Genomic DNA, 12,996 nt, shown 5'->3' with positions numbered 1-12,996 from the left:
ACTGGAAAGAGGAATCCGGCGGTGCCATTGTCGGCCAGCTGAAACGTCTCGGCGCGTCTTGCGACTGGTCAAAAGAAGCCTTCACAATGGGCGACCGCAACGATCCCGACAACAGCATGATGCGCGCGGTGACGAAGGTCTTTGTCGAGCTCCACAAGAAGGGTCTGATCTATCGCGACAAGCGGCTCGTGAACTGGGACCCACACTTTCAGACTGCGATCTCGGATCTTGAAGTCGACCAGCGCGAAGTGCCGGGCCATTACTGGCATCTACGCTACCCGCTCGCCGATGGCGTCACCTATCTGCATCCGGTCAAGGATGAAGACGGCAATGTCGTGGATCAGGAGATGCGCGACTACATTGTCGTTGCCACGTCCCGCCCGGAAACCATGCTCGGNNGCACCCGGAAGACCCGCGCTATGCAGGCCTGATTGGCAAGTTTGTCGAACTGCCGATTGTTGGCCGTCGTATACCGATCATTGCGGATGAGTATGCTGATCCGGACAAGGGCTCTGGCGCCGTGAAGATCACCCCCGCGCATGATTTCAACGATTTCGAAGTCGGCAAGCGCGCGGGCCACACACCGCTGAACATCCTGAATGCGACCGCGCATATCGTGGACGGCGAAGAGGCTGACACGGCCGGCATTCCGGCTGAGTATCGCGGCTTGGATCGCTTTGACGCACGCCGGAAAGTTGTCTCGGCTTTCGAGGACGCGGAGCTGCTACAGGATATCGAGAACCTCAAGATCGAACAGCCCTTCGGCGACCGGTCTAATGTCGTCATCGAACCGTGGATGACGGACCAGTGGTATGTCGATGCCAAGACAATGGCCCAGTCTGCCATCGCCGCTGTGAAAGATGGCAAGACAAAGTTCATCCCCGAGAACTGGGAGAAGACCTATTATAACTGGATGGAGAACATCCAGCCCTGGTGCGTCTCCCGCCAACTCTGGTGGGGACACCGGATTCCGGCCTGGTATGACGAAGATGGAAATGCCTACGTTGCGTCCACCGAAGCGGAAGCTCAAGCGCAAGCCGGCAAAGGCAAGAAGCTTGTTCAGGATGAAGACGTTCTCGACACCTGGTTCTCTTCCGCCCTCTGGCCGTTTTCCACACAGGGCTGGCCGGACAAGACGGTCGATCTCGACACCTTCTTCCCGACCGCGACGCTTGTTACCGCGTTCGACATCATCTTCTTCTGGGTCGCCCGGATGATGATGATGAGCCTCGAATTCATGGGGGAAGTTCCGTTCAAGGACGTCTACATCCACGCCCTCGTGCTCGACGAGAAGGGCCAGAAGATGTCCAAGTCCAAGGGCAATGCCATGGACCCGCTGGAACTGGTCGACGAGTACGGCGCCGACGCACTGCGCTTCACGATGGGCCGCATGGCCGGGCAGGGGCGCAACATCCGTCTCTCCAAACAGGCCGTCGAAGGCAACCGCAACTTCGCCACCAAGCTCTGGAATGCGGCCCGCTTTGCCGAGATGAATGAGTGCGGCGCGCCCGGCGAGATCGACTATGCGAGGGTCGAAAGCCCGGTGAACCGCTGGATCCTGTCCGAACTCTCCCAATGCGCGGCAGAAGTCAGCAAGGGCATTGAGGACTACAAATTCAACGAAGCTGCGGGCGCGCTCTACAAATTCATCTGGAACACGCTCTGCGACTGGTATCTCGAACTCATCAAGCCGCTGCTGGCGGGCATGGATGATGCCGCCAAGCAGGAAACCCGCATGGTCTGCGGCTATGTGCTGGATGAATCGCTGAAGCTGCTCCACCCCTTCATGCCGTTCGTGACGGAAGAGTTGTGGGAACGCCGCGCTGAGGGCCGCGCTGAGGCCAAGGGCTTCCTGATGCACCAGTCTTGGCCATCGACTGAGCCGTTCACGGATGAGGCTGCCGCGGAAGAGATCAATTGGGTGATCGACATGATTACCGAGCTGCGCTCGCTCCGGAACGATCTGGGCGTTCCGGCGGGCTCCAAGCTGCCGCTGACCCTGGTCAATGCCGGCGCGGAAATCGAAAACCGCGCGATGAGCCATGAGGACGTCCTGAAGCGCCTTGCGCGCCTTGAAGACATCTCGATGACGGATGCGACCCCCGAAGGTGCGGTGACTGCGGTCATCGGCGAGACCATGTCTGCGCTTTCGGTGGCCGACATTGTCGACATCGACGAGGCCCGCAATCGGCTCGACAAGGAGCTGGCCCAACTCGACAAGGACATCAAATCCACCGAGGGCAAGCTTTCAAACGAGAAATTCGTTTCGCGCGCCCCGCCAGAGATTGTTGAAGAGAATCGTGAGCGGATCCGTGACTGGTCCGCGCGCAGGGAAAAGCTGAAAGCTGCCCGCAAGGGGCTTGAAGGTCTCTGACCTATGCGGGCATCCTGTTTCAGCATGAACAGGAGTTGCTCTCATGAATTTCCGCAAACTGGTGATCGCTGCGGCGGTCTTCCTCGGCGCATGCGCTGCGACCCCGGACCCTGGGCCCACCATGACCGAGTGGCGGCTGGTGATCCATGGCGGTGCAGGCGTGATCACCCGCGAAGGCATGAGCCCGGAAAAGGAAGCGGTCTATACCGCCGCGCTGGAGACTGCGTTGGAAGCTGGCGCAGCCGTGCTCCGAAACGGTGGTAGCGCGCTGGACGCTGTCGAGGCGGCGGTCATCCCGATGGAAAACGATCCGCTGTTCAATTCCGGCTATGGCGCGGTCTTTACTGCCGCAGGCACGCACGAACTCGACGCGTCGATCATGGATGGCCGGAACCGCAATGCCGGCGCCGTCGCTGGCGTCACCCGCGTGCGCAACCCGATCAAGGCGGCCCGCGCCGTGATGGACAAGTCCGAACATGTCATGTTCGCCGGATCAGGGGCCGACGCTTTTGCTGAAGCGCAGGGCCTCGATATGGTTGACAATTCCTATTTCGACACGGACCGGCGCAGGCAGACTCTGGAGCGCGTGCTCGAAGAGCGCGTACGGACCGCCGCCGACCGTCATGGCACCGTCGGCGCGGTCGCGATCGATCAGGACGGCAATCTTGCCGCGGCGACGACGACCGGCGGCATGACAGCCAAGGCAGCGGGCCGGATCGGGGACTCGCCGCTGATTGGCGCAGCGACCTATGCCGAGAACGGCGTTTGCGCCGTGTCTGCAACTGGACACGGCGAATATTTCATCCGCGTGGGCGTGGCAAAGACCATTTGCGACCGGGTGAAACTAGCGGGCGACGGGATTGAATCGGCCGCCGAATCCGCGCTCGCAGAAGTCGCAGAACTCGGCGGCGATGGTGGCGTGATCGTCCTCGATGGTGACGGTGGATATGCCTTCGTCTTCAACTCCGAAGGCATGTATCGTGGGGTCGTGGATGCTTCAGGGGCAAGAACTGCCATCTATGGCGGCGAATAGTCCCTTTTCCGCAACAGGATTGCGCGCTAGGGGCATTGCAGAACACACAGGATAGGACCGTCATGAGCAAGACTTGGGACAAATCGAAAATGCCCTCCCGCCACGTTACGCAAGGGCCGGAGCGCGCGCCGCATCGCAGCTATCTCTACGCCATGGGCCTGTCGACCAAGGACATCCAGAAGCCCCTCGTCGGCGTCGCGTCCTGTTGGAACGAGGCGGCGCCGTGCAACACAGCCCTGATGCGCCAGGCGCATGCGGCTTCCGAAGGCGTCAAGAAGGGCGACGGCACTCCGCGCGAATTCTGCACCATCACAGTGACCGATGGCATCGCGATGGGGCATGAGGGCATGCGGTCCTCGCTGGTCAGCCGCGACACGATTGCGGACTCTGTCGAACTGTCCATGCGTGGCCATTCCTATGATGCGCTGGTCGGCATTGCCGGCTGTGACAAATCCCTGCCGGGCATGATGATGGCCATGCTGCGCCTCAACGTGCCCAGCGTCTTCCTCTATGGCGGCTCGATCCTGCCGGGCTCCTATGAGGGCCGGGACGTCACCGTGCTCGACGTGTTTGAAGCCGTAGGGGCGCACGCCGCTGGATCGAATTCCATGACTGACGAGAAGCTCCACGCGCTGGAAAAGGTCGCCTGTCCGGGCGACGGGGCGTGTGGCGGCCAGTTCACCGCGAACACGATGGCTTGCGTCTCTGAAGCCATCGGCCTCGCCCTGCCGCTCTCCTCGGCGCTGCCAGCGCCTTACACCGACCGTGACGGCTATGCTGTGGCCAGTGGTGAAGTGGTGATGCAACTGGTCGAGAAGAATTTGCGCCCGCGCGATATTTGTACGCGCGAAGCTTTCGAGAATGCGGCCATCGTTGTTGCGGCGACGGGGGGCTCAACCAATGCTGCGTTGCACCTGCCCGCCATGGCGCATGAGTGCGGCGTTCAATTCGATCTCGCAGACGTTGCGAAGATCTTCCAGAAAACGCCATATATCGCCAATCTGAAGCCCGGCGGCGACTATGTGGCCAAGGATTTCGGCGAAGCGGGCGGCGTGCCCATGCTGATGAAGACCCTGCACGAATCCGGCCTGATCAATGGTGATTGCCTGACGGTCACCGGCCAAACTTGGGCCGAATATCTTGAAGACATCGAGTGGGATCCGAACCAGAAGGTCATCCATCCGGCAACCGATCCGATCTCGCCAACCGGCGGTGTCGTTGGCCTGTGGGGATCGCTCGCCCCCGATGGCGCCATCGTGAAAGTGGCCGGACTGCACACGCTGCAATTCTCCGGGCCGGCGCGCGTCTTTGATGGCGAGGAAGCCTGTTTCAAAGCCGTGTCCAACCGCGACTACAAGGAAGGCGAAGTTCTCGTCATCCGATACGAAGGCCCCAAGGGTGGCCCCGGTATGCGGGAGATGTTGTCGACCACGGCCGCGATCTACGGTCAGGGCATGGGTGACAAGGTGGCCCTGATTACTGATGGTCGCTTCTCCGGTGCAACGCGTGGCTTCTGCATTGGCCATGTCGGACCGGAAGCGCAGGAAGGCGGCCCCATCGGCCTGCTGAAGGATGGCGACATCATCACGATCGATGCCGAAAAAGGCACGATTGATGTCCGCCTGACGCCTGCTGAGCTGGAAGACCGCAAACGTCAGTGGAAGCCGCGTATAACGGCCTATGGCTCCGGTGCGCTGCAAAAATTTGCCGCGCTGGTCGGCCCTGCACACAAGGGCGCGACGACCCATCCGGGCTTCGCGGGTGAGCGGCACGTCTACGCCGATATCTGATACAGGTTTTACCTGTCACGGAATCCAAGCTTAACTGGGGCGGTCTGTTTATGAGAGGCCGCCCCAGATGAGTCAGGATATGCCATCGACCGATTCACTCCCGTCACAACCTCCTGTCGATCCGGATGTTGTAAAGGCATTGGGCGATCTTCCAGAGGAATTCCAGGAGTTTCCCCGCCTGTTCCAGGATGAGATCAGGCCAACGCTTTTGACTCGTGAGGCCGAACGACAAGTCGCCGTCGCGAAGGCGCGACAAGCCCGCTATGTGGGGATCGCGGTTGCTGTTATCGGTGCGCTTGCCGGCGTGTTTCTTGTTCGGCATCCCTTCGCCGCAATCATCGCTGTGGTGGTCGGTGTGGGCTATCTGTACTGGGGAGGCCGCGATGTGCGTCGACTTGGCAAGGAAGCCAAGGATCTGATTGTCCTGCCCGTTGTGCGAAAGCTTGGTTTGCAATTCTTGGCGGAGCCCGGCTCTGTCGACTCTATCTATAAGCATCATGATGTTGGAATCGTGCCCAGCTGGGACCGCGCCAATTATGAGGATCGGCTGACGGGACGGCGCAAAGGCGTGGATTTCGAATTGTTCGAGGCGCATCTCGAAGAGCGCAGTACGTCCACCGATTCCAAAGGCAATACGCAAACCCGCTGGAGAACGGTCTTCAAGGGCCAATGCCTGCGCTTCGAGTTTTCCAAGCGCTTCTATGGCCGCACGCTGATCACGCGTGATTCGGGCTTCTTCAACCGATTTGGCGGGGGAAAGGGCATGTCCCGTGCCATGCTGGAAGACCCGGTGTTTGAAAAGATATTTGAGGTCTACACCACCGATCAGGTGGAGAGCCGCTACCTCCTGACGCCGGACCTCATGCAAAATCTTGTCGACTTGGAAAAGGCATTCCACGGCGGTCGGCTGAAGGCGTGTTTTGATGGTGGAGAGATGTTCATCACGCTGGAGGGAGGGAACCTGTTTGAGCCTGGCAGTATGTTCAAACCCCTCGATAGTGTGGATCGCGTCCGGGAATTGCTGACCGATTTTGCGGCCATATTCCGCATCATGGATGCTGTCATTCTCGGTCGTGCCCGTGAAGGCCAGGAGCGCGACTGAGATCGTTCAAATGAGGCGGTTCGGGGGCAACAGCGTTCAGCTTTGCTTCAGTGACTTTCCGCCATAAAAAGCGTGAACTTAGCAAGAGGTCCCGTTTCATGATGAAATCCATTGTCGCCAGTTTCATGCTTGTCATTGCTGCACAAACAGCCGTCGCTCAGGCGATGACGACTGCTGACGTGAAGCGGTGCAATGCCATGGCGGCAACCATGGCGCCGAAGAAGGCGGATATCGAAACGCTGCAGGCCAAACGTGATGAATTGGCGACCCGTGTGGAAGAGTTGGGTGAGGTTTGGGAAGACGCCGAAATCCATCGCTTGGCCTCGCCTGCGCACGCTGCGACAGCTGATGAGACCAAGTCTGCCTATCAGACTGCCAGGAAGGAGCTGATGGCAAAAGAGCGTGGGCTGCAAGCCGTTGCACGCCAGTTCAATCAGGACATTGCCTCATATAATCAGAGCTGCGCCACCGCCAAATAGGCGGCAATTCCCTTCTCCATTCGTGCTGGACCTCAGCCTGCGATGATGCGCAACTGGCACATCGTCGTCGCCCCGACTCGTAGGAGCCGTTGCAGCAGAAACACTTGTCAACGTTGACAACTCAATTTTGATAGACTTCTTGTTGGCGATAACATTCGAGGCTAGACTTCGGCATAAGCAAAAAGCGGGCAGGGGGTTGCCTGCCGCGAAACAAGGGAGGGCGCGCGGTATGAGCGACGCATCATCGACTGTAAATATGGATACAGGACAGGGCAGTTTTGGCCAGGTTCTGCTGATCACCGCCGTCGCCACGATCGGCGGATTTCTTTTTGGTTTTGACTCAGGCGTCATCAACGGAACTGTTGATGGTCTCCGTGTTGCCTTCAACTCGCAAGAAATGGGCACAGGTTTCAACGTTGCCTCCATGCTGCTTGGCTGTGCAGTTGGCGCGGCACTGGCAGGCACATTGTCGGATGCGTTCGGTCGTCGCACGATGATGATCGTTGCTGCGGTTTGTTTCATAATCTCCGCATGGGGCTCCGGTGTGGCGGGCTCGTCGGCGGAATTTGTCGTCTATCGCATCATTGGTGGTCTTGCGGTCGGCGCGGCAAGCGTCATGTCACCAGCTTATATTTCCGAGGTTGCTCCGGCCAAATATCGCGGTCGCCTCACGTCGATCCAGCAGGTCGCCATCATCAGCGGGCTTTTTCTGGCATTCGTGTCCAATTATCTGATCGCGCAAGCAACTGGCGGGTCTGCCATGAATGAATGGCTGCTCGGCTTTGAAGCGTGGCGCTGGATGTTCTGGATGGAATTGCTGCCGGCTACATTCTTCCTCGTGGCTCTTCTGTTCATTCCGGAAAGCCCGCGCTACCTCGTGGCACAAGGTTCTACAGACAAGGCGCGTTCGGTGCTCTCGCGTCTCTCTGGTGCCAAGGCCGCTCACCGCAAGGTCGACGAGATCGAGCAGTCGCTTGCCAATGATCACAAGCCGTCCCTCAAGGACGCGCTTGGTCAATTCGGTTTCAAACCCATTGTCTGGGTCGGTATCGGTCTTGCCGTGTTCCAGCAACTTGTTGGTATCAATGTCGTCTTCTATTATGGCGCCGTGCTCTGGCAGGCGGTTGGCTTCTCCGAAAGCGACGCCTTGCTGATCAACATCATTTCCGGTGCGGTCTCGATTATTGCCGTGATCATTGCGCTGCTGCTGATCGACCGGATCGGTCGCAAACCACTATTGTGGATCGGCTCGGTCGGTATGACGGTCACACTTGCCATCGTGGCATTCTGCTTCTCACAAGCGGTCACGATTGATGGGGCAGTCAGTCTGCCCGGCAGCTTTGGCTTGATCGCTCTGCTCGCCGCGAATGCCTATGTTGTGTTCTTTAACGCGTCATGGGGCCCTGTCATGTGGGTCGCCCTTGGTGAGATGTTCCCGAACCAGGTTCGCGGCGCAGGTCTCGCCATCTCCGGCTTTGCGCAATGGATCGCCAACTTCGCGATCACGATGACCTTTCCGATCATGCTGGCAACGGCTGGTATCGGTCTGGCGGGTGCTTACGGTTTCTACGCTGTGTGTGCGCTGATTTCCGTCTTCTTCGTCTTCAAGGCGGTCAGGGAAACCAAAGGTCTCGAACTCGAGGAAATGCAGGGTTAGGCCCGGCATATACATTCCGCCCTCGCCGATCTGTCGGCGAGGGCATTTTTTTAAAAACTGAATAAGGGAGGTCGCGATGGCCAAGGCTGTCCGGAAATCGTCAATCATTTCGCTGCTCGGCGGCGTGGTTAGTGTGGCGCTCATTGCTGCGTGTAGCCATACGCCGACCGATGCCGATGCCACCGAAACCATGGTAGCTGCAGAGCCCGTGCAGACCGCGCTCATGACTGAGCAGGATCTCGTTGCAACACCAGAACTTTGGCCCGAAATCACTGTGCCGGATCTCGACCCTGTGATCGAAGCGCGCATTGACGAGATCATGGCGAAGATGACTCTGGAGCAGAAAGTCGGTCAGGTCATCCAGGCGGACAGCGACAGTGTGACCCCCGAAGAAGTAAAGTCCTATCGCCTTGGGTCCGTTCTCAGTGGTGGCAGCTCGGCGCCCGGTGACGAACCGTTCGCGTCCATGGACGCGTGGCTCGCGGATGCGGACGCTTATTGGCACGCCTCGGTCGATCCAGAAGGTGTTGAAATCGCCATCCCCGTCATCTGGGGTATCGATGCCGTGCATGGCCATGCGAACCTGCTTGGTGCGACCATCTTCCCGCACAATATTGGTCTTGGCGCTGCCAATGATCCGGACCTGATCGAAGACATTGCCCGCATTACCGCCGAGGAACTCATTGTCTCCGGCCATGATTGGACATTTGCCCCCACGATCGCCACTCCGCGCGATGACCGCTGGGGCCGCACCTATGAGGGCTATTCAGAAAACCCCGAAATTGTCCGCGAATATGCCGAACGGATCGTCTACGGATTGCAGGGCCGTCCGGATGATGAGGACTTTCTCGGCGAGGGCCGTGTCATTTCCAGTGCCAAACACTATGTCGGCGACGGCGGTACACAAGATGGCATCGATCAGGGCGAGACGCTCGCCACCGAACAGGAACTTATCGACATTCACGCCCAAGGCTATTTCACCGCGCTTGAAGCCGGTGTGCAGACCGTCATGTCGTCATTCTCCAGCTGGCAGGGTGTCAAGATGCATGGCAGCCACGTCATGCTGACCGAAGTGCTGAAAGACCGCCTCGGTTTCACTGGCTTTGTTGTCGGTGACTGGAATGGTCACGGTCAGGTGCCGGGTTGTACGAATACTGACTGTCCACAGTCGTTGAATGCTGGGCTCGATATGTACATGGCACCGGACAGCTGGAAGGGGCTCTATGAAAGTACGCTCCAGCACGCCAAGGATGGCAACATCCCGATGGAGCGTCTCGACGATGCCGTGCGCCGTGTCCTGCGTGTGAAGCTCGCCTATGGCATTTTCGACAAGCCTGCGCCGAGCGAACGCCCTGGAGCGAACGACGAGAGCCTGATGGCAACGCCCGAGGCCCGAGAGATCGCCCGCCGCGCCGTGCGGGAATCGCTCGTTTTGCTGAAGAACAATGACAATCTCCTTCCGCTCAGCACGGAGCAAACCGTTCTCGTGATCGGTGATGGTGCAGACAGTATCACCAAGGCCGCTGGTGGCTGGACCTTGTCCTGGCAGGGCGGTGGTTATGACAATGGCCACTTCCCCAATGGACAGTCCATTCTGGAAGGTATTGAGGATGCGCTGCTGCCGGGCGGCGGAACGCTGATCTTCGACCCCACAGGAGAGTCCGATGTAGATGCGGATGTTGTAATTGCTGTGTACGGAGAAAATCCATACGCTGAAGGCATCGGCGATATTCGGACGATGGATTTTGTGCCGAATGGTTTTGACACAAGCAAGCTCGAAGCCTTCCAGGACAAGGGCGTGCCGGTCGTGTCGGTTTTCCTGTCGGGTCGGCCGCTTTGGGTAAACCCCGAACTCAATGACTCCGATGCGTTCGTAGCAGCTTGGCTCCCGGGCTCTGAAGGTGCCGGGATTGCCGATGTGCTATTCCAGACGGAACCAGACTACGACTTCACGGGACGTCTCTCCTTCTCATGGCCGGCGACAGCTCAGCCGTCGCGTCTCAATTCGGAAGACACACCTTATGAGCCGCTATTCGCTTACGGGTACGGCCTCAGCTATGCCTCCGAAGCAACCGAGCTTGGGGAGCTGAGTGAAGATCCGGGGCTGTCCGAAGACCTCATGGGCAATGCGGATCCGCGGACCTTGTTCAGGCGCGGACGCCCAGGAGACCGCTGGGGCGCGCTCCTCGCGTTTGAGGGGGCTTACACGACGCTGCAGCCGGGGCTTACCGAACTGGCGGGCCTTTCGATCAGTCGGACGGACTACGAAATTCAGGAGGATGGACTGGTGCTTTCATGGTCGGATCCGACTGGCGTCCTGTCCATTGGTTCCTTTGCCAATCCGGTCAATCTGAATGCGGCTGGCGACGCCGCGCTGGACATCGTAATCGCAGCCAAGGTGCCGGATGGCGGGGAGCACGTCATATCCGTCAGTGGCTCTTGCGACCAGAATGGCAATTGCGAAGCCGTTGAGCAGATCACCGTCACAGGTTCCGACTGGGCGGAATACCGAGCGCCTGCGGCCTGTCTCGGTCTGACTGACCTTACTGCCGTGCAGATCCCGGCGGTTATCGGAACGATGGATGCTGGGACAGTGGCAGTGGCGGACATCCGCTTCGAACCTTCCGAGCGTGATCAAGGTTGCTCTGAATAGCGCCAGCCTGAAAGATAGGTCTGAAATCAAATGGCGGCCTTCGTTCGAAGGCCGCCATTTTCATTTTTAATGATCAGTCTCCGGCGGACTGGGCATAAACACCGAGAAGCGTACCGACAAACCCACCAGCCTTTTCCGTGCTCAGAATTGTGCTGTCTTCGCCGAGTGCCACGGGCTCCCAGTCGTCGCCTCGGGCAGCCTGATAGAAGTCGATCTCAGGGCCCCGTGATACGATCCGCAGTTTGAGGGAGGCCCCCAAAGGCGCGGCTGCAGGGACCTCTGCGACGATCTCACCGTCCTTGTCTGTCGCGTCACCAGCGCGCTTGCGCAGCCGCACAATCGCTTTCCCGTCTTCACTCATCGACAAGCCGAGCGCATAATAGGCCGCATCATTCTGGAAAGCGGCAATTCCCGCTTCGTCGTCACTATCTTCCGGCACGAAAGAGACCTCTGTATAGGCTTCAGCATTTGTGTGTTGCTGCCGCCGCGCGAGAAAGGAAGGCTGTCCAGGGCTGCCGACTCCGTCTGCGCGCGCTTCCAGAACGAGTTCGCCATTTTCCAGTCGATACGCTTTCTGGGCAGGTATTCTGACCGTCAGCCAGTGCAGCGGAAGTACGTCTTCCTCAAACTCATCCGTATAGGTGAAGTTACCAGTCAGCGGCAAAGAAGCCTTCGGCTGCGCCGGCAGGGCGGGACGATCAATGACGTGCGGGATGACGTCGCCGGGCTTGGTGATGCGTGGGATACCATTGTCCCATGACACCGGCATGAGGAAAGTTTCGCGGCCGGTATTGTATTCGTTGCCTTGATAGGGGCGCGTGCCAAGGAATACGGCCCACCAATTGCCCTCAGAATCTTGGGTGAAGTCAGCATGGCCAACCGAAGTGATCGGTTCGGCCCGGTCTTCCGGTAGGTCGCGTTGCGTCAGGATCGGGTTATCGGGATGGGGCGTAAACGGCCCCAAGGGGGACTTCGCGATGAGGATCACCTGCGAGTGCTGCGGGCCTGTTCCGCCTTCAGCAGCGCTAAGCACGTACTTGCCATCAACCTTGTAGAGATGCGGCCCCTCGATCCAGACGGGTTGTTCGGACAAGTCCAGGCCGCCATTCACCGCTACGACCGCATCCGAAACCGGTTCGAACGTTTGTGCATCAACTTCGCGGATCCAGACCGCGCGATGCCCCTCATAGAGGGGCTCGCCCTCAGGGGCGTCATTGTTCAGGATGTAGACCTTGCCGTCCTCGTCAAAGAAAAGCGACGGGTCGATCCCGCCAATATGGGGTAGCCAGATCGGGTCGGACCATGGCCCGGCAGGGTCGGTAGCCGTCACGACGAAATTGCCGCCGCAATCCACGCAGGTATTGATCACGTAGAAGACGCCGCCATGGAATTCGATTGTCGGCGCAAACACACCTCGCGACACGGTCAGCCCGGAAAAGTCGAGCATGTCCGGCCGGTCGATCACATTTCCGATCTGGGTCCAGTTGATCAGGTCTCGGCTGTGGAAGATCGGGATACCCGGATAGTGGGTAAAGGATGAGTTCACGAGGTAGTAGTCGGCGTCGACTTTCACGATGCTGGGGTCTGGATAGTATCCGGCCAGGATCGGATTCCGAGCCTGACTGTCGGAGACGGGCAGATCAAAGATCGGGTCAGTGCCGCTATATGTCAGATAGGAGAAGCGGGCTTCCGATGTTTCCAGCGGCGCAGGCGCAGGCGCAGGCGCACTGACACTGCCGCACGACGCTGCGATCGCGATCGCCCCGAAACTGGCAAACGCCTTCCAATGTCGCATTTGAATAATCACGCTTCCGACTCCCTCTGTCGTTCTACCGGTATGGACCCGGTTTCAATTCACGATATGATAGCGTTATCATTATCGCTATGCCAAGGCCGCCAAGAGCCGAA

Annotated in this window: 9 protein-coding genes; 8 read left to right on the top strand and 1 reads right to left on the bottom strand. The window is 59.0% G+C overall.

What is annotated here, in order from left to right; translation table 11 throughout:
* From B2P82_RS17090 to B2P82_RS05130, 8 genes are all read left to right on the top strand, one after another.
* Nucleotides 1-431 (top strand): class I tRNA ligase family protein (locus B2P82_RS17090; RefSeq protein WP_290495615.1); only part of this gene is annotated, 431 nt, incomplete at its 5' end.
* A complete protein-coding gene (locus B2P82_RS05160; protein ID WP_422653697.1) occupies nt 428-2,374 on the top strand; it encodes a valine--tRNA ligase in 1,947 nt (648 codons plus the stop codon). The genes B2P82_RS17090 and B2P82_RS05160, both read left to right, overlap by 4 nt.
* A gap of 43 nt (nt 2,375-2,417) precedes the next feature.
* Nucleotides 2,418-3,407 (top strand): isoaspartyl peptidase/L-asparaginase family protein, encoded by a 990-nt coding sequence (locus B2P82_RS05155; RefSeq protein WP_290495614.1) that lies wholly within the window; start codon nt 2,418-2,420, stop codon nt 3,405-3,407.
* 62 nt (nt 3,408-3,469) lie between these two features.
* A complete protein-coding gene (ilvD, locus tag B2P82_RS05150; protein WP_290495612.1) occupies nt 3,470-5,197 on the top strand; it encodes a dihydroxy-acid dehydratase in 1,728 nt (575 codons plus the stop codon).
* A gap of 67 nt (nt 5,198-5,264) precedes the next feature.
* Nucleotides 5,265-6,299, top strand: coding sequence for a DUF3137 domain-containing protein (locus B2P82_RS05145; protein WP_290495610.1), 1,035 nt, complete (start codon nt 5,265-5,267; stop codon nt 6,297-6,299).
* Between the two features lie 98 nt (nt 6,300-6,397).
* On the top strand, nt 6,398-6,778 hold the full coding sequence (locus B2P82_RS05140) for a hypothetical protein (RefSeq protein WP_290495609.1): 381 nt from the start codon (nt 6,398-6,400) through the stop codon (nt 6,776-6,778).
* Between the two features lie 229 nt (nt 6,779-7,007).
* Nucleotides 7,008-8,435: a sugar porter family MFS transporter gene (locus tag B2P82_RS05135; protein ID WP_290479172.1), complete on the top strand. Its 1,428-nt coding sequence runs from the start codon at nt 7,008-7,010 to the stop codon at nt 8,433-8,435.
* Between the two features lie 76 nt (nt 8,436-8,511).
* The gene (locus B2P82_RS05130) at nt 8,512-11,088 is read left to right on the top strand and encodes a glycoside hydrolase family 3 protein (protein ID WP_290495607.1); all 2,577 of its coding nucleotides are present in this window, start codon (nt 8,512-8,514) and stop codon (nt 11,086-11,088) included.
* 73 nt (nt 11,089-11,161) lie between these two features.
* On the opposite strand, the gene B2P82_RS05125 is transcribed toward B2P82_RS05130, so the two are convergent.
* Entirely contained in the window at nt 11,162-12,883 is a 1,722-nt protein-coding gene (locus B2P82_RS05125; RefSeq protein ID WP_290485397.1) for a glycoside hydrolase family 43 protein, read from the bottom strand.
* Nucleotides 12,884-12,996 lie beyond the last annotated feature (113 nt).

This window comes from Hyphomonas sp. UBA4494 (assembly GCF_002388935.1).
In the GTDB taxonomy this organism is placed as follows: domain Bacteria; phylum Pseudomonadota; class Alphaproteobacteria; order Caulobacterales; family Hyphomonadaceae; genus Hyphomonas.
Note: the sequence above shows the minus strand (reverse complement) of the source record. Positions and strands in the feature narration are given on the sequence as shown.